Genomic DNA, 22,504 nt, shown 5'->3' with positions numbered 1-22,504 from the left:
CAAAGGCTCTAGTGAGGTTGTCAAAGCCTTAACGCGTGCTACACTCGGCGCTCAATTGGGCACTCAATCACACAGGAGCCAGGCTTTGGATAATACGCGGGGAAGTCTCTACATGGTCATCGCGATGGCCGCGTTTGCGCTGGAAGATATGTTTATCAAATCCGCTGCAGCACAAATACCCGTCGGGGAAATATTAGCCCTGTTCGGCTTTGGCGGTATGTGTGCTTTTATCCTGCTCACTTGGCGACGTAAAGAGCGCGTGATACATCCGGCGATTCTCTCTAAACCGATTTTACTGCGCGTGATTTGCGAAGTGACAGGACGGGTGTTTTTTACACTGGCTCTTGCGCTAACACCCATCTCCAGTGCCTCAGCAATTTTGCAAGCGACACCTTTAGTAGTAGTCATGGGTGCGGCAATTTTCTTCGGTGAGAAAGTCGGCTGGCGTCGCTGGATGGCAATTATGATCGGCTTTATCGGCGTGTTAATGATTATTCGACCCGGCTTGGAAGGCTTTGAAGCCTCCTCATTATTAGCCTTGATCGGTATGTTGGGCTTTGCTGGCCGTGATCTGGCCACCCGCGCAGCACCGCCTGCATTATCTAATATGCAACTGGGCGTGTATGGCTTCTTTATTATGGTCCCGACTGGCTTGGTGATGCTGCTGTATACCGGTGGTGGCGTGATTCCGAGTGCCTTATCAGCCGCTCAGATTGTCGGTGCCACGATATTTGGGACGCTGGCTTATTATTCGCTGACGGTGGCGATGCGCACTGGCGAAGTCTCCGTGGTAACGCCATTTCGTTATACGCGCTTAGTGTTTGCCTTGGTTGTGGGTGCTTTGGTGTTTTCAGAGCGACCAGACTTTATGACCTTATTGGGCAGTGCCATTATTATTGGCGGCGGTATTTATACCTTACTGCGCAGCCGTAAAGTGGTGGTGGTGCCGGTTAAGGTGCATTAATTTGAATAGCGGGTTGGCAGTCACACTCAAACTGCCAACCCATCACTCGCTTAGCCATTTAGCCACTTAGCCACTTAGCCACTTAGCCACTTAGCCATTTAGCCATTTAGCCATTTAGCCATTTAGCTACTTAGCCACTTAGCCACTTAGCCACTTAGCCACTTAGCCACTTAGCCACTTAGCCACTTAGCCACTTAGCCACTTAGCCACTTAGCCACTTAGCCACTTAGCCACTTAGCCATTTTAATCGCGATTACGGCACAAATTCGCGGGAAAACTCAGTTGTTTCATTAAATACTCCCGAAAATCTTGTGGGTATTCCGCTTCCAATTCCAACGCCTTTTCCATACACAGCAGCCAAGCATCGCGCTCGGCAATCCCGATATCAATGTGGTAATGCGCCCCCGGAATGCTAATGCGTCCGTACTTCTCATCGTAGCGCGGCGGCCCGCCCATCCAGCCGGTTAGAAAGCAGGCGAGCTTATCGATCGACTCTTCCTGATCTTCGGGGTGCAAACTGCGGATATGCTGCGCCTCTGGTAAGGTCGCCATTTGATGGTAGAACTCAGTCACGAGATGGCGAATCCCTGCTTCACCACCGGCGGTTTGAAAACTGTGGTCACCCTGTCCGTATGCGCGCGGCCCGGATGCATTATCAATATGCATGTTATACCCATTGGTTTGCTAAAATTAAACAGGTTATGATTATGGATGTGGCCCTTATACAAAACAACAAGAGGCAGTGCATTGAACGAACTTGCAACGATTACAGAACACGACATTCGCGCGCGTTTACAACGACCTTTAAATACCACGTATGACCTACCCGGCGGCAGTGCCCCGAATAAGCAAGCGGCGGTATTGGTTCCCTTTGTACGGGAAGCGGATGAATGGCATTTATTATTTATTAAGCGCAGCGAACGTGAAAACGATCGGCACAGTGGTCAGGTGGCATTTGCCGGTGGCCGCTATGAAGAAACCGATACTTCCCTGGAAATGACCGCCTTACGTGAAACCCACGAAGAAATTGGCGTGAATCCGGATGATGTGGAAGTGCTGGGCGAGCTAAACCATCACCATAGCATTAGCAATTACCAGATCACTCCAGTGGTTGGCACCCTGCCATGGCCGTATCAGCTGACGCTGGAAGTCGCCGAAGTCGCAGCGGCATTTACCATTCCGCTGCGTTGGCTGGCAGACCCTGCGAATCATCGGGTGCAGGAGCGTACGATTGGGGAGTCGCGATTTCCGGTGATCTTTTTTGAGCCGTATAACGGTTATGTTTTGTGGGGCGCGACGGCACGCATGACCTTATCGCTGATTAGCTTATTGCGAAAGCCCTGAGATTTAATAGCGCGCAGCGGTTAAGCCCATTATTATAAAGCTCCCTGAATTACCGCTCCGGAGATGCCGCTGTGCGAATCCCACGCTATTACCTTGATCAGCCTTTAGACGCGCCACAAACACTGGCGTTGCCGGATGCTCTACATCGCCATGCCGTGCAAGTGTTGCGCAGTAAAGTGAGTGATCAACTGATCGTCTTTAATGGTCAGGGGGGCGAATACCATGCGCACTTCACTGAAGTGAATAAGCGGGACTCGACCATTGAAATCACGGCGTTTGATCCGGTTGATCGCGAATCGCCACTGGCCATTACTTTAGTATTAGCGCTGATTAAGCCGGATAAATTCGACTTTGCCGTGCAAAAAGCGGTGGAAATGGGGATTACGCGGATTCAGCCGGTAGTAGCGATGCGCAGCGTGCTAAACCTCAAAGCCAGCCGTGCTGAGAAGAAAATGCTGCACTGGCAAGGCGTGATTAATAGTGCGTGTGAGCAGTCGGGCCGCACCAAAGTACCTGATCTCTTACCAGTGATAAGCTTTGCCGATTATCTGCAAAGTGAAGACGATACTTTACGCTTAGCCATGCTACCGGAAGCCACGCAGTCCTTAGCGGGATTGGATATGCCAGATGCTCAAGCGCTATCATTATTAGTGGGGCCAGAGGGTGGTTTTCATGATGATGAAGTGGCGTTAATGCAGGCGCAATCGGTGCAAACCATTACGTTTGGGCCGCGCATTTTACGCGCTGAAACGGCAGTGATTGCAGGGCTGGCTTCGCTCCAACAACGCTGGGGCGATTTATAAAGCTTGGTTTGGTCGCAGATACTATCGCACAGGTCGGAAATTTTGGCGCTTCGCTAAATCTGCTGATAGCATCTGTGCAGATACCCGACAATTAGTCGAATGATCATAACAATAATATTTTTCCAGAGTTTGCCACCGCTATGAGTAACCACAATCCTACATTGATCCAGCGCCTACCGGGTTTTATTACCCCGTTGCTGGTTATGGCATTGTCGGCGTCCTTAGCGAAGTTGCTTTGGATGGGTTTAGCGCCGCCGCAAGATGTGGCTGCCAGCCCGATTCCGCAAGCCATGAGCCAAACTCAATTTCAGGCACCGCAAAACTTTGGGCAAATGATTGCTAGCACGCATTTATTTGGTGAAGTGAAGCGCCGTGCCATTGCAGCACCGGTCGTACGCCAAGCACCACCTCCTCCGGCAAAACCTGCATTGCCACCCGTGGCTTTAAGTTTGCATGGTTTGTGGGCTAAAAAGCGCTCCGATGGGGCCGCTGAAAGTAACTACAAAGCAACTTTAGTCGATACCACCAAAGCCATTGAAAAAACCATCGTGGCTAAAATCAGCTCCGATCTGGATGCTTTGTTTGGCTCCTCATCATTATTTGAGCCAGAGCCAAAAGCAAAACCAGCACCCGACCGCTCCATTGCGCTGTTAGCTAAAAGTTCTGCGCCCATTAGCGATAGCAAAAACAAAGCCATTGCCGTGATCTCACAAACTGGCGGCGAGCAAGGCATGTACTCCGAAGGCGACTCGATTACTGACGGCGTAAACGTTGTGGAAATCTTTGTGGATAAAGTGGTGATTGATAATCGTGGCGTTCGACAAGAGATTTATTTAGTGGATGGCGAAACCACTGAAATGGCCCAAGAGGCCCGATCAACCTCAGCGGAATCGGCCAGTATTAATGCGGGTCAGTCGTCATTTCAGGTTAATTCAAATGCCTCATCTGATCCTCGCAAGCGTGGCCAGAATTTAGGCCAGCAGGATTTACAAAAGCTGCGTGAGGATGTGATGAATGATGTGTCGTTACTGGCCCAGTTTACCGCGCCCGAGCCATTGATTATGGATGGACAGGTGAAGGGCTTCCGGCTGCATTTAACTAACCGCCTGCGCTTGTTATATCAGGTGGGATTCCGCCCTGGTGATGTGGTGACTGAGCTGAATGGCGTACGCCTAAATGATCCATCAACGGTGCAGCAGGCGTTGTATAACTTTATTAGTGCTGATCAGTTATCGATTAGCGTAATGCGTGGTCAGGAAGAAGAGACATTCCGATACGAGTTCTGATTTATGTCTAAGTCACTCACCCTGCTTCAATAAAGACCTCGCAATACTACTTAAGCAATTTGGCACGCAGTGTGTGCCAAATTGGAAAACCTGATAAAAGCATAGCTAGTTAGTGCATTACCTATTTGATTTAGTTAATTTTTTACCACTTTAAGACGATAGCTTTAGTTTCACAATCACTCGTCATCCTCACTCAGCACAGTAAATAATTGCTCCTGCTGATGCCCTGCCTCATCTACTAATGTCAGCACATGCTCACCCGCACCAATCCACACTGCCTGCTCATGAAAATCCTGCGTCGTACCTAAAAAGGTATTATCCAAATGCCAGAATAAACGCGCTTCTGAATCGCGATGCACAGCTTTAAATACGACTTTACTGCGCTCATTACCTAAATCTTTCGGAATATAGATCTGTGTATTATTCCGTGGATAAATCAGCGAGATCGGATTGTCATCCGGCAAAGCCAGCATTTCATTTTTACAATCTTCACGCCACGGCGGCAGTTCCTGATAATTCGCATGATACTGCCTGAAATAAAAGGCCTGATCGGGCGGCAATACAAACCAGTTTTTAGTCTGCATTCGCGATACGGATTCACAACCGCTGTGTACCCGCCAAGTTTGGCCATCCTCTTCTATAATATGAATGCGCTGATGATTGGGTGAAGACCGCGAAAAATGGCTATCCTGCGGAATCAGATAATCTTTAGCATCGCATAAATCATTTGCTAAGAAGCCATCGTCCTTACAGAGTCGGACAGTTTTCATTTGTGCGGTTGGCTTTTCAAACCAGTCGACTTCCAGTGGTAAGCGGTTGAACATTTCAAACATAACCGGTGCAGCAACAGTCACGCCAGTCATTGCGGGCCGCCCTTCGCCGGAGGCATTGCCAATCCACACGCCAACGGTATATTCCGGCGTGGTGCCAATTGCCCAAGCATCGCGAAAGCCAAAGCTGGTGCCGGTTTTCCAGGCAATTTTGTGCGTGCTGTTAAAGCTTTTCCAATAGCCTTCATTACCAGGGCGTGCCACTTCCAGCAGTGCTTGCAAGGTCATCCATGAAGCGGCAGGGCTAATGGCGCTGCGGCGTTTGGTTTGTGTGGCTTGGCCTTTTTTCACTACCGGCTGCTGGTAGTACAAGGCTTTGGGCGGCTGCATTTGCTGTGCCAATGAGGCCAAGTTGGCATACATGCCGGTTAGCTCCCAAAGCGTGCCTTCGCCCCCACCCAATACCAACGGCAAACCATAGTCGCGGGCATTGCGATGTAAATGCTCCATGCCCATTTGGCGCAAGGCATCTAAAAAGCGCTCAACGCCGTGATAGCTGAGCATATTCACGGCAGGGATATTTAGCGAACTGGCAAGCGCCGCACGCGCCACGACTGCACCCCGAAAGTCCCGACTAAAATTATTTGGCGAGTAACCGGAATAACGCACTGGCGTATCCGAAACCAGCGTTTCCGGTAGGATTTCACCCTGCTGAATCATATTGGCAAATAGGAATGGCTTAAGCGTGCTGCCAGTACTGCGTGGGCGCTGCGTTAAATCAATTGCCTGCCCATTTTCATCGGCGCGCTCAGTGGGCGTATTACCGACATAGGCCAGCACTTCGAAGCTTCTATTATCAATCACCAACATCGCAAGGTTATGTATTTCCTGCAAGGCCAGCGCCTCCCCCTGATGCTTAGCCACTTCCATGGCGGCACGCTGAGTGGAATATTTCAGTGTGGTATTAAAGCGTGGCGGCTTATCTGGTGTAGCGCGCCGATGCTCCAACATCATGGTATCTAATAAGTGTGGCGCAAGGCGTGGCAAGTCTTTCGGGCGTTGCGGTAAAGACTCAGCAACAGCCAGAGTGTAATCCAGTTCAGAGAGCACACCCTGTTCTTCAAGCTTTTTCAGCAAACGGTCGCGCTTGGCTTTGAGCTTATTGCGCGAACGGTTCACGTGGATCAATCCGGGGCTATTGGGCAACACGGCCAGCATGGCACTTTCTGCCCAAGATAGCTGATCGGCACCGCGCCCGAAGTAACGCCAAGCGGCCGCTTCCAAACCAACCACATTGCCACCAAACGGCGCATGGCTGGCGTATAAATTGAGAATTTCCGCTTTGCTATGCAGTGTTTCCAGGCGCAATGCCCGAACTGCTTCCAGTGCTTTATTCCACAGCGTTCGCGGCGGGTTTTGCTGGGATAGACGAATCACCTGCATACTTAAAGTACTACCGCCGCTGACCACATGCCCACGACTAATATTCAAATACAGCGCCCGCGCCACTGCCACTGGATCAACGCCGGGGTGTTGGTAAAAGCGCTTATCTTCAAAGGCGATCAGGCTGACCGCAAACTTCTCCGGCACTTGCTCAACGGGTGGGAATCGCCATTGCTCATCACTGGCAATGTGCGCGCCTAATAAGCGACCTTCACGGCTGAGTGCAATACTGGAATAGGGGGAATTAAACAGTTGCTCAGGCAGGCACTGATAGAAGCCAATTCCAGCCGCTAGTAAGAGTGCCAGCAACCAGAGCGAATGGCGTTTAAGTCGTTTCAACATGGATGAATTCGGTAGGAGTAAGCTAGCCTGCGCGCCAATAACGGCAACGCAGGCTGGCTATTGCTTAGATCAACGACTACTCGACGGTGTCGGCTTTGATCCATTTTTCAATCACTTTCTTGCCTTCAAAGCGTACGAAGTACCAGAGTCTGCCAGCATCATCGTTGGCTTCCTTAAGTACGGTCACCTTGTCTCCGGCGATCACGTACATCTTGGTTGCAGAATCATCCGCAGTGCCATCGTACAAAGTTGAGCGCTTGGTTTTAATGGTTTTCACGATTGCAGGTTTGGCCGCTTCAGCCTCATTCACAATGTGTACCCATTTACCACGCTCACGCGCTTGCAGATTGCCATCGTACATTGCTTCAACACTGACAGCAGGCACGTAGAATTGACCAAGATACGCGGCATTAGCCACCAGCGTAAAGGTTTTCTCCTCACCTTTTTTCAGATTGAAGTAGTACTGAACACGGTCATCGCGCTGATCACGGTACTCATAGCTAGACTCCGCTTTGGGCTGTTCCAGATCATTCAGAATTTCCCAACCCGCCGCAACCGGAATGGTTAGCGCCAGATAATCCGCTTTATCGCGACTATCATTTTTAACCGTAACACTGACTTTAATATCAGTACCCTGTGGGATGCGGCTGCCATTTGGCAAACTGCCCCAAGCGATGGCGCTGTCCTGCTTATTATCCTCATACAAGGTGCTCAGGCTCAGTCCTTTGCTAAGATCCTGCTCATCGCCGGTTTCAGGCACACCGTTAGTAATCACGCTGGCATACAAGCGAATGCCGCTGGTATTGGTGATCGCCAATGGCGCTTCCTGTGTTGTGGATAAGGCTGTGGACGCAACCGGTTTGTTACTGTCGATTTCCGCAGCACCCGCCTCACCTAAGCGATACGAGGCTTTGAAGAATTGCTTATCATCGCCTAAGTAACGTGATGCACCCATCAGCGCCCAGGAAATACCCTGCGTGCTTTGGAAGTCATCTTTACCCAGAGCTTCGGCAATCTTCTCCAGCAACAAACTGGCATCCTGTGTTTTATCCAGCGAAACCAGGTTGTCCAGCTGCATACCCAAGTCGCCCAGTTGTGAGCTAAAGGTATCGTCTTTAGTTGGGACGATGTCATCGGTAGGCACCAAACCTTCTACCACGCTTGCGGCGGCATCTGGCTGGCCAATCGACTGATAAGCCGATGCCAACATCCAGCGCGCTTTGCGGTTCAGGTCTTTAGACTCACGCAGGCGGTTCATGGCACTCATTTGTGGCTTGCCAGCCAACGACAAGACATACAAGCGATAAGCCTGAGTGTGTGAGTCGTTAGTATCATTCGATTGAGTCCAGCGCTGCGCAGCCGTACCTTGGTAAATTAACCAGTTTGACAACACTTCTGGCGGAACCAGATAGCCTTGTTTCTGCGCTTCAACCAGGAAGTGACCGGCATAAATACTCGCCCATGCGTTATGCGATCCACCACCCGGCCAGTAGTTAAACTCACCTTGTGGGGTTTGGAACTTGCGCATTTGCTCAACAGCCGAGCTCACATGCACTTGAATCTTCTGCTTACGCTCATCGCTCAACTGCATTAAGCGATCCAAATACAGCTGCGGGAAGGCCGCTGAAGTGGTTTGCTCTAAACAGCCATGCGGATAACGCAGCAGATAGTTTAAGTGACGATCCAGATTCATCGCAGGCACCGCCGACATTTCCAGCGAGGCCGTATTGGTACCGGGTAAGCCGTATGGCTTCAGGTCAGTCTGCCATGTTTTACCCGGATCAATCGTTTGCGTTGTGACGCGTGTCGTTGCTGAGTTGGCTTGGCGAATATCAATAAACACCTCCGACTCAGAGCGATGCTCGCCACTGCTGGCAATAAACTTAAGCTTAGCCTGACCGACTTGCTTGCGCGTTTTCAGCGTCAGGAAGCCCAGCTTCTCACCAGTCTTATCAAAGGCAATCGATTTGGAGGCATCACCAACCACTTCAAAGAAGCCATCAGTCACCACATCCAATTTGACGTTTTTAATGCCTTCATCAGTAACAAACAAGCTCACTGGCACATCGAACGTTTCTTCAGGGCCAAGTACCCGTGGCAGGCTGGCTTGCATAATTAATGGCTGGCGAACAAAGATCTCTTTATCCGTTTTACCGTATGCACCCTGCTCAGCCGCAACCAACATAACGCGCACTGCACCAATATACGGTGGCAAGGTGACTTCATGCTTCGCCGTATCGCCAGCATTTAAGTGGAATGGACCCAGTACTTTAACCACTGGCGGGAAACGACGCTTGCGGTTGGCATCAGGATTAACTTCTGCCTTACCACCACCGATTGCCAGCATGCGCTCCAGCTTGCCGTTATACGCACCAATCACGGAGTCAAATAAGTCCCAGGTTTTAATGCCCAACGCTTCTTTAACATAGAACTCGCGATGCAGGTCCGGTGTTTTAAAGTTGGTCAGCCCCAGCAAGCCTTCATCCACCACTGCAAGGGTGTAGTTCATGGCTTTACCGTCGCTTTCTGCAACCGTAATCGTTTGTGTGGTTTCTGGTTTCCACTCATCTTCTGCCGTAATCAGCGGTTTCAGGTAAGTGCCAGGGTCAGCCACTTCAATTGGCACAATGCCGTACAGGCGGAGCGGACGCTCATTCTGTTTATTTTGATGGGGCTGCAGCAAAGTAATGCTGACATACGCATTGGGAGCCATTTTCGCGGTAATTGGCAGCTTCACCTGAGTCCGCTTATCATTAAACTCAATCCATTGCTGGCTCAGAATCTCGCTGCCGGTTTCAACCGTCATTAATGCACGGCCTTCGCTGGCTTCTGGCAATTGCACGATGGCTGTCTCACCCACCATATAGGCATTTTTATCGGTGAATACGTTTAGGCGGCTAGCAGCACCACTGCCTTCTTCTTGTGCGCGACCTGCCCAACCAGGCCAGTCCACATACATGACTTTTCCGCTGCAGTGTTTGCCATCCATATCGCAGGCGCGGATCAAATAACGACCCCAGTCCGGATATTTGATTTCAAACTCCCAGCTGCCAACGCCCTCTTTGGTGCTAACAATACTTTCCTGCAATTTGGAGGTGCTTTCGCTATCCGCGTATTCCGCTAAGGACTCGGAGGATTTATCCCACCACCATTTCCAATTCACTTTAAATAAGGAAACGCGCACTTTACTTAAGCTGACCGGCTCGCCTTTGGCGGTTAAACTGCCTAGCTCAACCTTGTGCTTTACATCGGTTAGCAACATGCCACGCTCTGCATCGCCTTTTGGCAACTTTACACCGATGTAATTGGTGTACGGGTGGTAGTCGAGAGTTTGCTGGCTAATGCTGAATGCGCCGCTGTTTTCAAATACACGACTAGTAAAGCGTGCACTCAACATGCCCGGAGGCGTGCCTTTGGGTGCAAAGTCTTTGTTGAACTGCAGCTTGCCTTCTTTATCTAAACGCCCTTCAAGAATGGCATTGTCATCACCGCTAAAACTACGCGCAGGGTCATCAAAGCTGTAATCGCTGAAGCGAGTGAACTGTGTGTTCTTACTTCTAAAGCGTACCGACACATCCGCTTTTAAATCTTCAGCGGTTGCACCGTGTAGCCACTGACTACTCAGCAAGCCTTTTGGTGCGCCATCGGACTTATAAAGTGTATCACCGCCAAAATCTAATTCCACTTTCAGGCGATTGGGGCGAACCGTTTCTACCGTCAGGCTTTTGCTAAAGCGACTGCCACCTAAGCTGGCACGGGCTAACCAACTGCCGGTTGGGTCTTTTTCATCCGTTTTAAAGGTGAATGGGTACAAGTCACCGACTGACTCGGTACTCACCCGGCTAGCCACCACGCGACCACGTGGATCAATCAACTGCATCGTCACCGGATGGTTATCTGGCAGGCTTTGATCTTTATCGAACAAAGCAAAGGTCAGGTGCATATCATCACCCGGACGCCACACACCGCGCTCGCCGTAGATGGTTCCTTTCAGACCATTTTCCAGCTTCTTGCCGCCAACATCGAAATGACTGACGGTCAATGCTGTTTTGGCGTTGAGTTTCAGGTAAGTCGTATCGGCAAATTTCTTGGCGACTAATAAGAAAGGTGTTTTATCCAGTTTCAGGTCAGCAAAGCCAGAGCCATCGGTTAGGCCTTTGGTGAGTACTTGTCCCTGATAGTTACGCACTTCCAGCTCAACACCGGTGAGTGGCTTGGCATCACGCAAATCGGTGGAAATCACATGCAGATTGCCATGCGCATCCATTTTGGCGATCAAACCAATATTGCTGGCGATAAAGTTATTCTCAGCGGTAACCTTATCTTCGTTCTCAGCGTAGTAAGAATCCTTACAAGGATCGTTACGCTCCGCCCACACATAGTTTTCCCAGATATTTTCCGACCAGTCGCTAATGCCATCCCAGCCGCTGGCTTCTTTAACATTCTGATCTTCTGCATTTTGCAGTGGGGCACTGGCAGTGGTGATCGGCTCTTGCGTTAGGCACTCATAAGCCGAGTGACTACGATTCACATTGAGCTTCAAACGTACCAAGCTGCCGTGGTAGTTCTTCATCAAATCGGTGACATCAATCGAGTAGCGATTCCACTGATTAGGATTGGCTGAAGTCAACGGAATGGTTTTCTTCCATAAGTAGCGACCGACCCGACCGGTGTCTGAGCCACCATCAAAGCCATTCACCTGTAGAAACTGCCCCATATTATCGGGGTAAATCTCAAAAGCGCTCACTTCTACCGAGTTTACTGCCACCGCTTCAAACGGCACTTGCAGTGTGCTGTTCTCTGGCAGGATGGAGCCATTGCCAACAAAGCGTACTTGCGGCTTTTGCGCATCGAAACGCAAGCTGCGGGTAATTTTTTCAGAGATCTTCAGGCCGCTTTCGCTTTTCAGGCCCGGATTGATAATCAGTTTGTACTCGCCCATCAAATTATCTTTAGGGAATACTTTGATCAGATTGCCTTCGGCGGCGACCTGATAATCATCTTTATCTTCATCCTCAATTTGTACCAAACCTTGCAGATTCAACGACTTATCTAATGGGTCGGAGAAGCTAACCTGTACATAAGGATTAGAGCCAGCGCTGTGAATAATCGCGACATCCAGCACATCAAACTTATTCAGTACCGGTACCGCAACTTCCTGCTCACCCGCTTGTGCAATGCCAATGGCTTTACCATTCCATTTCAGCAGCACGTCGCTGGCAAAGGTTTCACGCTTAATACCGCGAATCAGGAACTGATGGCGTTTGCCGTCATCCCCGAATACCCATTCAATTGGCAATGATTTACTTTGGAACGAGGCAGAGAGGAGTTTTTTAACATCATCCGGCATCACGCGGTCAGAGGTTAACACCTCGCCGTTTAGCGTCATATGGTCGCTGTCATCAGCGGTTGCCGTTAAACCGGTATTGCGGACTTCAAATTCCATCGGAACAATGCTGAAGTCAAAGCGGTAAGGGGAGGCAAGGGGAGGAATGTCTTTAAGACCAGCCGATGAGATCAATACACTATAACTAGCGCCTGACTTTAGGGGCTCATCCGGAACCAATACAATTTCGGTGGTGGAGACAAAAGTGGCTTTTCCCGGCACATCAGGGGTAAGTGTCATTACCTTATCGGCAGGCTTACCCACCATATCGGCACTGACCACATCGCGGTTAAACGCCACCCGGATTGGTGAGTTACGCGGGATCATACCCTGCGTATGCCAACCGCTGACTTTTAACCAGTCAAACGCAATGGCCGTTGTCGGATCAAGTCCGGTGCTAGCATCTGTTGCCTCTAATGAGGCCGCCTCGACATCGCTAAGCTCACAACCACTTAAACCCATCGTTACTATTAGCGACAGCGCCAATGGCAAGCCACTCTTACGTAATAACATCACACACTCCCTGGAAACTTACTGTATCGAATAATTCCCCGGCAAAGCTTTATTGTTTTTGGTCTATAGCCTTACAACTCTCTTGAATATAGCAGTAAATCCACAAGGAGTTTGTTAGTTTTTTGTAAAATAATTAGCCTGTATAATCAATACCATAGCAACTAGGTTGGGTGTATAGCTCGTTATGACAGACACAAAAAAGCCTCCGACACAGCGTGCGGGAGGCTCTTCTATCACTGGTGCTTTAGCGAGTTAGAGGATTAATTCCACTCAAGCTCAACCTTTCTACGACCCCACTTGAATGCTTTCTTCAAGTCTTTGCCCATATAAATGTCGATTTTCTTATTCCAGCGCTTATTCATTTTATCCAGTACCACATACTCGCCTTTCAGGCCTTTGATGCGGACTTTGGAACGGTGCTTAAGACCGTACTTGTGTAGCATATCGCGAGATACCGCAATGGCTTTCATACCAGGCTTCAGGCGATCGCCCCAAGCAGCGATATTTGGCGTGCTATCAGTTTGGTTTGCATGTGAAGTGTATGCAGTCGCAGTAACAGTCATTGTTTTAGTCGCTGACTTCTTCTGGCTTTTAGATTTGCTTGCTAGCTGCCCACCAGTCTTGACCTTCTTTTTTGTTATTGTGGTCTTTTTAGTGGCTTTGCCGGCTTTAGTGTTCTGACTAACAATTGCTTTCTTTGTTGCGGTGTCGCTCAGTGCCTTGATGGCTTCGCCGAGGTCGCTTGCAGTTTCTGAAAGCTTATGCTGTCGGTAGAGCACAGCAACATCGGAAATCAATTGTTTGTAATCATAATCTTCAGATCCTTCTTTCGAAAAACCTACATTCGATAATGGCAAAATAAACATCATAACTGCCAACACTATCGAACGTTTAAACTTTAAAACATTCATATACGCTTGTCCCCAAGTAAAATTGTCGAGGGGTCCTTAATCAAAGATGGGGGAATCTTATAGCGGGTTTCTTCCCAGTTCAAGCGAGTTTTGTTGTATTTAAGCCTAAAAACAAGTTATTTGTGTTACAATTTAGCAACAAAATCGCTATTTCATGAAAAGATAGGACCAGTGGTAGCAGCAAAAGCAAAATTTCGAAAAAAAAATTGCTGCACCGCACCATCCGCCCGAGAGCCAAATTCATCCACTTTGATCAGGATTTCATTCCAGAAACATCCCACTCAATATCAGCCAGATACTCTCTCTGCATAAGGCACTGCAATCAAAGACCACCGCTTTTTTGCAAAAGTTCATTTGCCCACGATTACCCCGACCAACTGCACTATTGTTTTTCATCAGAATGTATCCATATTAAAACTAATACACCCCGTCACGGAGCAGTTATCAGAGGGTTATCAGCCTGATTTCTTGTGTTATCATGTGACCACTTTATAGAAGGCAGCACACTATGGCAGAACGTACAGCAACTGTTGAACGCGACACTCTGGAAACTCAGATCTCCGTCACAGTTAATTTAGATGGTACCGGCAAAGCACGCTTTGATACGGAGATTCCTTTTCTGGAGCACATGCTTGAGCAAGTTGCCCGCCATGGCATGATTGACCTTGAAATCACGGCTAAAGGTGATTTGCACATTGATCAACACCACACAGTTGAAGATATCGGCATCACTTTAGGTCAGGCATTTGCTAAAGCGATTGGTAATAAGAAAGGCATTCGTCGTTATGGCCATGCTTATGTGCCTTTAGATGAAGCACTGTCACGCGTGGTTATCGACTTCTGCGGACGCCCTTCACTCATCGATACGGTTGACTACAAGCGTAGCCACCTTGGCAACTTCGATACCGACCTGTTCCACGAGTTCTTCCAGGGTTTTGTGAATCACTCTATGGTATCGCTGCACCTTGATAACCTGCGTGGCCGCAATGCGCACCACATCGCAGAGACTATCTTTAAGGCATTCGGACGTACCCTGCGCATGGCGACAGAGCTCGACCCACGCATGCAAGGCATTCTACCGTCGACTAAAGGCGCTCTCTAAGGTTTACTGACTCATGTCAATTATTGCTGTTGTCGATTATAACATGGGCAATCTGCGCTCGGTCACTCAGGCCCTGCAGCACGTTGCCCCGACTCATACTGAAATCAAAATCACTTCGGATGCCGATGTCATTCTGCAAGCCGACCGCGTAGTGTTTCCCGGACAGGGTGCGGCACGCGACTGCATGAGCGAATTGCAACAGCGCGAACTCATCGACGTTGTGATGCAAGCTGCAAAAACTAAGCCGTTTCTCGGTATCTGCATGGGTATGCAAGTACTTATGGATCATAGCGAAGAAAATGGCGGGGTTAATTGTATGGGTTTATACCCCGGCAATGTGCGTCATTTTGAAGGAGTGATTGGCCGCCGCGATGCTGCCGGTGAGCGCCTGAAGATTCCACAGATGGGTTGGAATCGCGTCGAACACACGCAAGACCATGTGTTATGGAATGGCATTGAGTCGGGCAGTCGTTTCTATTTTGTGCACAGCTACTTTGTTGAGCCAAAAGATGCAACGCTAACCGCTGGCACCACTGATTACGGCATTGAGTACACTAGCGCCATTGCGCGCGATAACGTATTCGCCATTCAGGCACATCCGGAAAAAAGTGCGGATGATGGCCTGCAACTGTTACGAAATTTCACCCAATGGGATGGGCAAAGCTGATGTTATTGATCCCCGCGATTGATTTGAAAGATGGAAAATGTGTACGCCTGCGTCAGGGCTTGATGGATGATGTTACTGTGTTCTCCGATAATCCGGTGGATATGGCGACACGTTGGGTTGAAGCTGGCACTAAGCGCCTACATCTGGTTGATTTGAACGGTGCTTTTGAAGGCAAGCCGGTCAATGGTGATGTGGTTAAAGCAATTGCTCAGGCTTACCCTGATCTGCCGATCCAAATCGGCGGCGGTATTCGCGATGCCGAAACGGTACAAGCTTATTTAGATGCCGGCGTTCAGTATTGCATTATCGGCACTAAAGCGGTTCAGGACCCTCAGTTTGTGATTGACCTGTGCGCGAAATTCCCCGGTCATATTATTGTGGGTATCGATGCTAAAAATGGCATGGTAGCGACCGATGGCTGGGCAGAAGAGTCCACCACTTCTGCCATTGATCTGGCCCAGAAGTTTGAGAAAGCCGGCGTTAGCGCCATTGTTTATACCGATATTGCCCGTGATGGCATGATGCAGGGTGTAAACATTGATGAGACGGTACGACTGGCTGAAAGCATTTCGATTCCAGTGATTGCCTCTGGCGGCGTGACCAATATGGATGACATTAAAGGCTTGTGTGCAGTGGAGTCTCGCGGCGTCACCGGAACCATTCTGGGCCGTTCGATTTACGAAGGCACCATTGATCTGGCTGAAGCGCAAAAGTATGTAGATTCGGTGGCTGGCTGATATGGGCTTAGCAAAACGCATCATTCCCTGCCTCGACGTTGACAATGGTCGCGTGGTGAAAGGGGTAAACTTTGTGAACATCCGCGATGCTGGTGATCCGGTTGAAGTGGCTGCCCGTTACAATCGGGAAGGCGCGGATGAGATCACCTTTCTGGATATTACTGCCAGTTCCGATAACCGTGAAACCACGGTACACATGGTCGAGAAAATCGCCTCAGAAGTGTTTATCCCACTAACTGTCGGTGGTGGTATCCGTGAACTGGAAGATGTTCGTCGCATGCTGAATGCCGGTGCTGATAAAGTAGCGATTAACACCGCCGCGATTTTTAATCCCGAGCTGGTGCGCGAAGCCACTAACTACTTTGGTTCTCAATGCATTGTGGTTGCCATTGATGCGAAAAAAGTCAGTGCTGAAGGCGAGCCAGACCGTTGGGATATTTTCACCCATGGCGGACGTCGCGATACCGGGATTGATGCGGTTGAGTGGGCCATCAAAATGGCAGAGTACGGTGCCGGTGAATTACTGGTTACCAGTATGGATCGCGATGGAACAAAAGCAGGATTTAATCTGCCCTTAACAAAAGCCATCACAGATGCGGTTAATATACCGGTGATTGCCTCTGGCGGTGTGGGTAATTTACAGCACTTAGCCGATGGTGTGACACTGGGTGGTGCAGATGCCGTATTGGCTGCCAGCATTTTCCATTTCGCAGAATACACGGTTGGTGAAGCCAAAGCGTTTATGGCTGATCAAGGCATTGAGGTTCGTCTATGACACAGGATACACTCAGCAACGTTGCGGCTGTATTGGAATCGCGCAAGTCTGCCGATGCAGATAGCTCTTACGTGGCCAAGCTGTACCATAAAGGCACCGATGCCATTCTGAAAAAGATTGGTGAGGAAGCCACTGAAGTGGTAATGGCGGCCAAAGATGGCGAGCCGGATAAGATTGTTTATGAAGTGGCAGACCTATGGTTTCATACTATGGTGTTACTGGCACAACAGAATTTACACCCGGATGCGGTATTGGATGAACTCCAGCGTCGTTTCGGCACTTCCGGACTGGTGGAAAAAGCCAGCCGAACACAAAATTAATTCTTAGGAGAGAAGTAATGTTATTAGCAATAGGTATGCCGGGTGTTGGCTCGCTAGTTTTAATTCTAGTGATTGTATTGGTTCTGTTTGGTACTAAGCGTCTGCGCGATGCGGGTGGCGACTTAGGTGGTGCAATCAAGAACTTCAAGAAATCATTGAATGATGCCAAGAACGGCACTGAAGAAGCCGACGAGAAGCCGGTTGAAAAAGTCACTCAGGATAACTCTAAAGTGATTGATGCTGAAGTTAAAGTAAAAGACCAAGACAAAGTCTAAACCCTACATAGACAGGTATTGCCATGTTTGATGCAGGTTTTCTGGAAGTTCTGGTTATCGGCGTAATCGCTTTATTGGTTGTCGGACCAGAACGACTGCCGGGCGTTGCCAGCAAGATTGGTAGCTTGATTGGTAAAGCACGTCGCTTTGTGGATACCACAAAAGCGGATATTGAGCGGGAGATAAATGCCAGCGAAATGCGTGAGTTACTGCAAAGCCAGAAGAAAGAAATCGATGAGCTGCGCTCCTTCATGGACGATACCAAGCATGACATTCATACTCAGGCCAGCGAAGTGCAAAGCGACATTAAAGCTGGCCTTGAGAATGTAACGAACACCAACTCTCAACCTGCCAGCCCTAAACACAATGACTAATGCCACTGCGCCTGAAGAAGAATCCAAACTCGGTAGTTTTGTAACGCATTTGGTCGAGTTACGCGACCGCCTGCTGCGCATGGTAATTGCCGTGGGGGTCGTGTTTTTGGTATTGGCACCGTTTGCCAAAGACATCTATGCCATCTTTGCCAAGCCGCTGACAGACACCTTACCTGACGGCGTCAACATGCTTATTATCGGAGTTGCAGCGCCATTGCTGGTTCCTTATAAGCTGACTTTGATGGTGGCATTCTTAATTGCCCTGCCTTACGTGTTTTATCAAATTTGGCAGTTTGTAGCGCCAGGTTTGTACAAACATGAAAAGCGCTTAGTCTTCCCACTGCTTAGCTCCAGCGTAGGCCTATTCTACCTAGGCGTGGCGTTTGCTTATTTCGTATTGTTACCGATGATGTTCATTGTATTGCCAATGTTCACACCGGAAAACACTACCTACAGCCCAGACATTGGCTCCTACTTTGACTTTGTGATGATGATGTTTATCGCATTTGGGTTTAGTTTTGAAATGCCTATTGCCACGATTTTGCTGATCAGCACAGGCACTACCACTGCAGAGAGCCTTGCTAAGAAGCGTCCTTATGTGATCGTGGGTGCGTTTGTGGTCGGTATGATTTTAACGCCGCCAGACGTGATTTCGCAGATTCTATTAGCCGTGCCGATGTGGCTACTGTTTGAAGCAGGACTATTCCTGAGTCAGTTCTTTAACCAACGGGTTAAGGAAGCAGGTACCGCCATTGAAGAGCGCAAGCAAGCTGAGCGTGAAGCCTCAGATGCGGCGGCTGATGACTCAAGCTCCAGCAATAGTACTGTCGCAGCAATCGGTGGCGCTGTTGCTGCAACCGCCGTTGCCGATCAGGCGAATGCATTGTGGTCAGACTCTGATAACACTGAAGATCAATCAGATAGCGATTCGGAAGAAGATGACACCAGCTATATTGATGCTGAGAATGCAAAAGCTTATCAGGACTTTGAAGACTATCATCCGCTAAGTGAAGATGAGCTAGATGCAGAGTTAGATGCCATCGACGAAGATGAGCGTACTAAGTCGGAAGAACGTACTGATGCAAAGGCTGATCAGCCTAGCGATTCAGAGAATCCAACGACTGATAGCAACGATAAGAGCTCAGATAACGACTGATTAGTTTCGTCTGCACTCAAATAGAGTGAGCGCCCGGTTATCCATCAACAGGTTAACCATGCGCTCACTGCCTGCCTTCTTAAAGGCAATATCCAACGCCGTTTCACTCTCACACGTTTTATGCCCCGCACCTAAGTTAGGCTTTGCGCCGCGTTGCAATAACGCGCGCACCATTGGAAAATGATCCAACTTGACCGCCAACTGCAGTGCAGGTTTGTGCAGGAATAAGTTAGGGTCAGCCCCAAATTTCAGCAGCAACAACACCGAACGGATGTCTCCATTAGTCGCCGCCATGACGATCGGATATTCTTGGTTGGCCGCCGCATTGCGTGCATTGGGGTTAGCACCTTGCTGTAACAAAGACTCCAAAAACGCGTAATTTACCGGCAAACGACTTAACACCAAGCTCACTAAACTGGTTTCACCTTTGGCTAACGCTTCCGGCTTAGCGCCTTGTCGCATTAGAAAACGCGCCATGTGAATGTCATTTTGCTTAACAGCAAGAAATAGCGGGGACGATGACAACTCAGGCTGAGCCGTCAAATGAACACCGGCATCAATTAAGCTCTGCGCTAGGCGAATATCTTTTCTGGAAACGGCCTGTAACAGTGCCATGCTGAGTTTGCGTTGGCGATTGCGGCCAACACCGGCGTAGTTAATCGCAGGGCAGCGCTGTAGGAATTGATCTCTCATTGATAAGCGTTGAGTGCGGTCTTTATCACTCATCACAGCACATTCAGCACGTAAGCTTGCTTCGGTCGATTGCCAGTGGGAACCACGATAGCCACACAGATTCAGTAAGTTACGCTCTTGTTGCTGCGCACTGCGCTGAACATAATCATCACACTCTACCGCCATGGCCTGCGCACTGCAGGCACCCAATAACAGCGTAAAGGCAACTCGGCGGCCATTGCCTTTCTGTAAAAACATATTGGGTACACTCCTGTCTTGGTTAAGTCAGTTTCGCCACTGCATCATAGTCAAATCGACCACTGATAGCTCATTCGTATTGTTTATTCATTCCACAGAAAATAAGCAATCACACAATTATTGAGATCAACGATAATTCCTTAGAGTTCACAACTCAAGGCTACAATGGAATAAAAAAGGCCAATTAGAACAAAAAACAAACTAAAAATACAGCCATATGCTTCTATTTCAATCATATTCTGGCTACCTGTGGTCGTGAGGAGCCTAGGTTTTCAGACACTAATTCGCCGCTATAACGCTCTGGCGGTTTGTGAAGAAATGCCTAAGTAGTTAGTGATAGAATCCACCTCACTAACTGATTAGCACCGGAGCAACACGTGAGCCAAGCCATTAAACCCGCCACTGAAATGACCACAGAAGAGCTGGTAAGCTTCCTCGAACAAGCCAATACTGCCTACCGAAACGGCGAAGCCATTATTACCGATGCCACGTATGACCTCGTATATCTGGCGGAATTGAAGCTACGTGATCCGGATCACCCTTACTTGAACGCGGTGGAGCCGGAAACGGATGTTGGTAGTACTAAAATTCGTCACTTAAAACCGATGCTATCAACCGATAAAGCCTACACACAGGAAGAAATAACAGCGTATGTCACTCGGGTGATTAAATTTGCCGAGAAGCTGGAAATTGCCGAATCTGACTTACGATTCCGCATTACGCCCAAGCTGGATGGCATGGCGGCTAATTATGAAAGTGGCATTCTGGCAACACGCGGTAATGGTCAGTTAGGCAATGATATTTCACGGAATTTGCAGCGCGGCCTGGTCACCGTTGGTGGTGAAAATACCGGCGTTGGTGAGATTGTTATTAGCGCGGCTTACTTTGCTGAAAATCTAAGTGATCAGTTCTCTCACCCACGTAATTTCGTTACCGGCTTAATTGGCGCGGATACGCTGAGTAAAGAAGCCGTAGAAGCGATGCAAGATGGCGTTGTGCGCTTTGTACCGTATTCCCAACTAGATGCTATTGAGTGTACTACTGAAGCACTACGCACCGAATCTGAAGCGCTGTGCTTGCAGGTCGAGTCGGCCTGTGAATATCCGGTGGATGGTAGCGTAATTGATGTGACCAACCCTGCTTTACGTGAAGCGATGGGGTCCACCAACCACCACCATAACTGGCAGATTGCTAAGAAATTAAAAGGTGAAACCGCCACTACCACCGTGAATAGTATCACTTGGCAAACGGGCCGTACCGGACGCATTACACCTGTCTTAAATGTACAAACCATCAACTTATCCGGTGCGGATATTTCCAATGTGACAGGGCATAACGCCGGTAATATTCGTAATTTGAATGTCGGTGTTGGCGCTGAAATTGAGATTGTACGAAGTGGCGAAGTGATTCCTAAGCTACTTGGCGTCATCAAAGAAGGCGCAGAAGCGGTCATTCCGGATACGTGCCCAGCGTGTAATGCGCCAGCCGAAATGGAGCGCGACTTTCTGGTGTGCAAGGGGGAGGAGTGTGTTGCGCAGATTGAGGCACGCTTGCTGCACTTCTTCTCAGTACTAGGCAATGTGGACTTATTTGGCCCACGCGCCATTGCGATTCTGGTTGAAAATGGTATTCGTGAATTGCCGGAAATCTACAAGCTGGAAGCGTCCGACTTTGAAGGCATGGGCTTTGGTGCAAAACAAGCGAGTAATTTGGTTGAACAACTAAGCCGCTCTCGCACTGAAGCGGTTGAGGATTGGCGTTTTTTAGCAGCATTCGGTATCAATCACCTTGGGCGCGGCGATTCACGCAAACTGTTACGGGCGCACAAGCTTGAAACCTTAAACACCCTAAGTGGTGATGACTTATTAGAGATTTCAGGCTTTGGTGATATTACCGCAGAGGCCATACCGCGCTCTCTGGCACTACGTTGGCCAGTGATCGAGGCAATGATCGCTTTAAACTTCAATCTGCTCTCAGATGAACCTGTTGCAACGGTGGACAGCCCAATCACTGGCAAACACATCGTATTTACCGGCTCCATGAGCATGCCTCGCGAAGAAATGCAGGAAAAAGCCCGTAAGCTCGGTGCTAATGTTCAAAGCAGTGTGAATAAGAAAACGGAAATTCTGGTGATTGGCGACAAAGTTGGCGCTAAAAAAATTGAAAAAGCCCAAGCACTCGGTACTCAGGTTGTTACAGAACTAGAGTATCAAGCTATGATCATGAAATAGGCCGAACTTTACCGAAAAAAGTGAATCCAAAACGTATGCATTAACAATACGTTCATACAGGCGTCAGCTCTGATACGATATATTTGTGTTCTTTGTGTGATCACGCCTGTCTCTTTCGGTAACTAAACACCTCATGTATCGTCTCCTTATCATTACATTGCTGATGCTATTTAGC

The 22,504-nt window shown here is 49.0% G+C and carries 19 protein-coding genes; 13 read left to right on the top strand and 6 right to left on the bottom strand.

All coding sequences use genetic code 11. The features are described 5' to 3' along the window. Positions 1-85: 85 nt before the first annotated feature. Positions 86-964 (top strand): DMT family transporter, encoded by an 879-nt coding sequence (locus LEUMU_RS0118290; protein ID WP_026744910.1) that lies wholly within the window; start codon positions 86-88, stop codon positions 962-964. Between the two features lie 243 nt (positions 965-1,207). Here the strand turns inward: LEUMU_RS0118290 and LEUMU_RS0118285 are convergent, their stop codons facing one another. Next, positions 1,208-1,630 carry a group II truncated hemoglobin gene (locus LEUMU_RS0118285; protein ID WP_022953750.1) on the bottom strand — a complete coding sequence of 141 codons (423 nt, stop codon included), beginning with the start codon at positions 1,628-1,630 and terminating at the stop codon, positions 1,208-1,210. Positions 1,631-1,711: 81 nt separating this feature from the next. Here LEUMU_RS0118285 and LEUMU_RS0118280 point away from each other — a divergent pair, with 81 nt between their 5' ends. The 3 genes from LEUMU_RS0118280 to LEUMU_RS0118270 all read left to right on the top strand — a co-directional run bounded on the left by LEUMU_RS0118280 (position 1,712) and on the right by LEUMU_RS0118270 (position 4,397). Continuing rightward, positions 1,712-2,308 carry an NUDIX hydrolase gene (locus LEUMU_RS0118280; RefSeq protein WP_051156146.1) on the top strand — a complete coding sequence of 199 codons (597 nt, stop codon included), beginning with the start codon at positions 1,712-1,714 and terminating at the stop codon, positions 2,306-2,308. Between the two features lie 71 nt (positions 2,309-2,379). Then, positions 2,380-3,111: a 16S rRNA (uracil(1498)-N(3))-methyltransferase gene (locus tag LEUMU_RS0118275; RefSeq protein WP_022953748.1), complete on the top strand. Its 732-nt coding sequence runs from the start codon at positions 2,380-2,382 to the stop codon at positions 3,109-3,111. A 140-nt stretch (positions 3,112-3,251) separates the two neighbouring features. Next, the gene (locus LEUMU_RS0118270; RefSeq protein WP_022953747.1) at positions 3,252-4,397 is read left to right on the top strand and encodes a type II secretion system protein N; all 1,146 of its coding nucleotides are present in this window, start codon (positions 3,252-3,254) and stop codon (positions 4,395-4,397) included. 176 nt (positions 4,398-4,573) lie between these two features. Here LEUMU_RS0118270 and pbpC read toward each other — a convergent pair whose 3' ends face one another. The 4 genes from pbpC to LEUMU_RS29335 all read right to left on the bottom strand — a co-directional run bounded on the left by pbpC (position 4,574) and on the right by LEUMU_RS29335 (position 14,158). Further along, positions 4,574-6,952 carry a penicillin-binding protein 1C gene (gene pbpC, locus LEUMU_RS0118265; RefSeq protein ID WP_022953746.1) on the bottom strand — a complete coding sequence of 793 codons (2,379 nt, stop codon included), beginning with the start codon at positions 6,950-6,952 and terminating at the stop codon, positions 4,574-4,576. 76 nt (positions 6,953-7,028) lie between these two features. Continuing rightward, positions 7,029-12,851: an Ig-like domain-containing alpha-2-macroglobulin family protein gene (locus LEUMU_RS26755; protein WP_022953745.1), complete on the bottom strand. Its 5,823-nt coding sequence runs from the start codon at positions 12,849-12,851 to the stop codon at positions 7,029-7,031. 260 nt (positions 12,852-13,111) lie between these two features. Further along, positions 13,112-13,762 carry a 3D domain-containing protein gene (locus tag LEUMU_RS29245; RefSeq protein ID WP_245570707.1) on the bottom strand — a complete coding sequence of 217 codons (651 nt, stop codon included), beginning with the start codon at positions 13,760-13,762 and terminating at the stop codon, positions 13,112-13,114. Positions 13,763-14,023: 261 nt separating this feature from the next. Continuing rightward, positions 14,024-14,158 (bottom strand): hypothetical protein, encoded by a 135-nt coding sequence (locus tag LEUMU_RS29335; protein WP_281169934.1) that lies wholly within the window; start codon positions 14,156-14,158, stop codon positions 14,024-14,026. 112 nt (positions 14,159-14,270) lie between these two features. On the opposite strand from LEUMU_RS29335, the gene hisB reads away from it, so the two are divergent. Genes hisB through tatC form a run of 8 tightly spaced genes read left to right on the top strand, consistent with a single transcriptional unit; the run spans position 14,271 to position 19,168 of the window. Further along, entirely contained in the window at positions 14,271-14,864 is a 594-nt protein-coding gene (gene hisB, locus LEUMU_RS0118245) for an imidazoleglycerol-phosphate dehydratase HisB (protein WP_022953743.1), read from the top strand. Positions 14,865-14,877: 13 nt separating this feature from the next. Further along, the gene (hisH, locus tag LEUMU_RS0118240) at positions 14,878-15,531 is read left to right on the top strand and encodes an imidazole glycerol phosphate synthase subunit HisH (RefSeq protein WP_022953742.1); all 654 of its coding nucleotides are present in this window, start codon (positions 14,878-14,880) and stop codon (positions 15,529-15,531) included. After that, complete coding sequence (gene hisA / locus LEUMU_RS0118235) at positions 15,531-16,268, top strand: 1-(5-phosphoribosyl)-5-[(5-phosphoribosylamino)methylideneamino]imidazole-4-carboxamide isomerase (RefSeq protein ID WP_022953741.1); 738 nt, start codon at positions 15,531-15,533, stop codon at positions 16,266-16,268. The genes hisH and hisA overlap by 1 nt, the downstream gene beginning before the upstream one ends. A 1-nt stretch (position 16,269) precedes the next feature. Next, positions 16,270-17,043 carry an imidazole glycerol phosphate synthase subunit HisF gene (gene hisF / locus LEUMU_RS0118230; RefSeq protein WP_022953740.1) on the top strand — a complete coding sequence of 258 codons (774 nt, stop codon included), beginning with the start codon at positions 16,270-16,272 and terminating at the stop codon, positions 17,041-17,043. Then, positions 17,040-17,363, top strand: coding sequence for a phosphoribosyl-ATP diphosphatase (locus tag LEUMU_RS0118225; protein ID WP_022953739.1), 324 nt, complete (start codon positions 17,040-17,042; stop codon positions 17,361-17,363). The genes hisF and LEUMU_RS0118225 overlap by 4 nt, the downstream gene beginning before the upstream one ends. Positions 17,364-17,380: 17 nt before the next feature. Beyond that, positions 17,381-17,638 carry a twin-arginine translocase TatA/TatE family subunit gene (gene tatA, locus LEUMU_RS0118220; protein WP_022953738.1) on the top strand — a complete coding sequence of 86 codons (258 nt, stop codon included), beginning with the start codon at positions 17,381-17,383 and terminating at the stop codon, positions 17,636-17,638. Positions 17,639-17,661: 23 nt separating this feature from the next. After that, complete coding sequence (gene tatB / locus LEUMU_RS26750) at positions 17,662-18,012, top strand: Sec-independent protein translocase protein TatB (RefSeq protein ID WP_022953737.1); 351 nt, start codon at positions 17,662-17,664, stop codon at positions 18,010-18,012. Then, complete coding sequence (gene tatC / locus LEUMU_RS0118210; protein ID WP_022953736.1) at positions 18,005-19,168, top strand: twin-arginine translocase subunit TatC; 1,164 nt, start codon at positions 18,005-18,007, stop codon at positions 19,166-19,168. The genes tatB and tatC overlap by 8 nt, the downstream gene beginning before the upstream one ends. Here the strand turns inward: tatC and LEUMU_RS0118205 are convergent, their stop codons facing one another. Further along, complete coding sequence (locus tag LEUMU_RS0118205; protein ID WP_022953735.1) at positions 19,169-20,098, bottom strand: ankyrin repeat domain-containing protein; 930 nt, start codon at positions 20,096-20,098, stop codon at positions 19,169-19,171. Positions 20,099-20,475: 377 nt separating this feature from the next. Between LEUMU_RS0118205 and LEUMU_RS0118200 the strand changes: the two genes are divergently transcribed. Further along, on the top strand, positions 20,476-22,329 hold the full coding sequence (locus LEUMU_RS0118200) for a BRCT domain-containing protein (RefSeq protein WP_022953734.1): 1,854 nt from the start codon (positions 20,476-20,478) through the stop codon (positions 22,327-22,329). Positions 22,330-22,504: the final 175 nt, after the last annotated feature.

The organism is Leucothrix mucor DSM 2157, assembly GCF_000419525.1.
GTDB classification, from domain to species: Bacteria; Pseudomonadota; Gammaproteobacteria; order Thiotrichales; family Thiotrichaceae; genus Leucothrix; species Leucothrix mucor.
This window is presented reverse-complemented; position numbering and strand designations above follow the sequence as displayed.

Coding starts and splice junctions, on each gene's coding strand:
- LEUMU_RS0118205 (WP_022953735.1), bottom strand. CDS start 20,098: ATGTTTTTACAGAAAGGCAATGGCCGCCGAGTTGCCTTTACGCTGTTA.
- pbpC (WP_022953746.1), bottom strand. CDS start 6,952: ATGTTGAAACGACTTAAACGCCATTCGCTCTGGTTGCTGGCACTCTTA.
- tatA (WP_022953738.1), top strand. CDS start 17,381: ATGTTATTAGCAATAGGTATGCCGGGTGTTGGCTCGCTAGTTTTAATT.
- tatC (WP_022953736.1), top strand. CDS start 18,005: ATGACTAATGCCACTGCGCCTGAAGAAGAATCCAAACTCGGTAGTTTT.
- LEUMU_RS26755 (WP_022953745.1), bottom strand. CDS start 12,851: ATGTTATTACGTAAGAGTGGCTTGCCATTGGCGCTGTCGCTAATAGTA.
- LEUMU_RS0118225 (WP_022953739.1), top strand. CDS start 17,040: ATGACACAGGATACACTCAGCAACGTTGCGGCTGTATTGGAATCGCGC.
- hisB (WP_022953743.1), top strand. CDS start 14,271: ATGGCAGAACGTACAGCAACTGTTGAACGCGACACTCTGGAAACTCAG.
- tatB (WP_022953737.1), top strand. CDS start 17,662: ATGTTTGATGCAGGTTTTCTGGAAGTTCTGGTTATCGGCGTAATCGCT.
- hisA (WP_022953741.1), top strand. CDS start 15,531: ATGTTATTGATCCCCGCGATTGATTTGAAAGATGGAAAATGTGTACGC.
- LEUMU_RS29335 (WP_281169934.1), bottom strand. CDS start 14,158: ATGAAAAACAATAGTGCAGTTGGTCGGGGTAATCGTGGGCAAATGAAC.
- hisH (WP_022953742.1), top strand. CDS start 14,878: ATGTCAATTATTGCTGTTGTCGATTATAACATGGGCAATCTGCGCTCG.
- LEUMU_RS0118270 (WP_022953747.1), top strand. CDS start 3,252: ATGAGTAACCACAATCCTACATTGATCCAGCGCCTACCGGGTTTTATT.
- LEUMU_RS0118285 (WP_022953750.1), bottom strand. CDS start 1,630: ATGCATATTGATAATGCATCCGGGCCGCGCGCATACGGACAGGGTGAC.
- LEUMU_RS29245 (WP_245570707.1), bottom strand. CDS start 13,762: ATGAATGTTTTAAAGTTTAAACGTTCGATAGTGTTGGCAGTTATGATG.
- hisF (WP_022953740.1), top strand. CDS start 16,270: ATGGGCTTAGCAAAACGCATCATTCCCTGCCTCGACGTTGACAATGGT.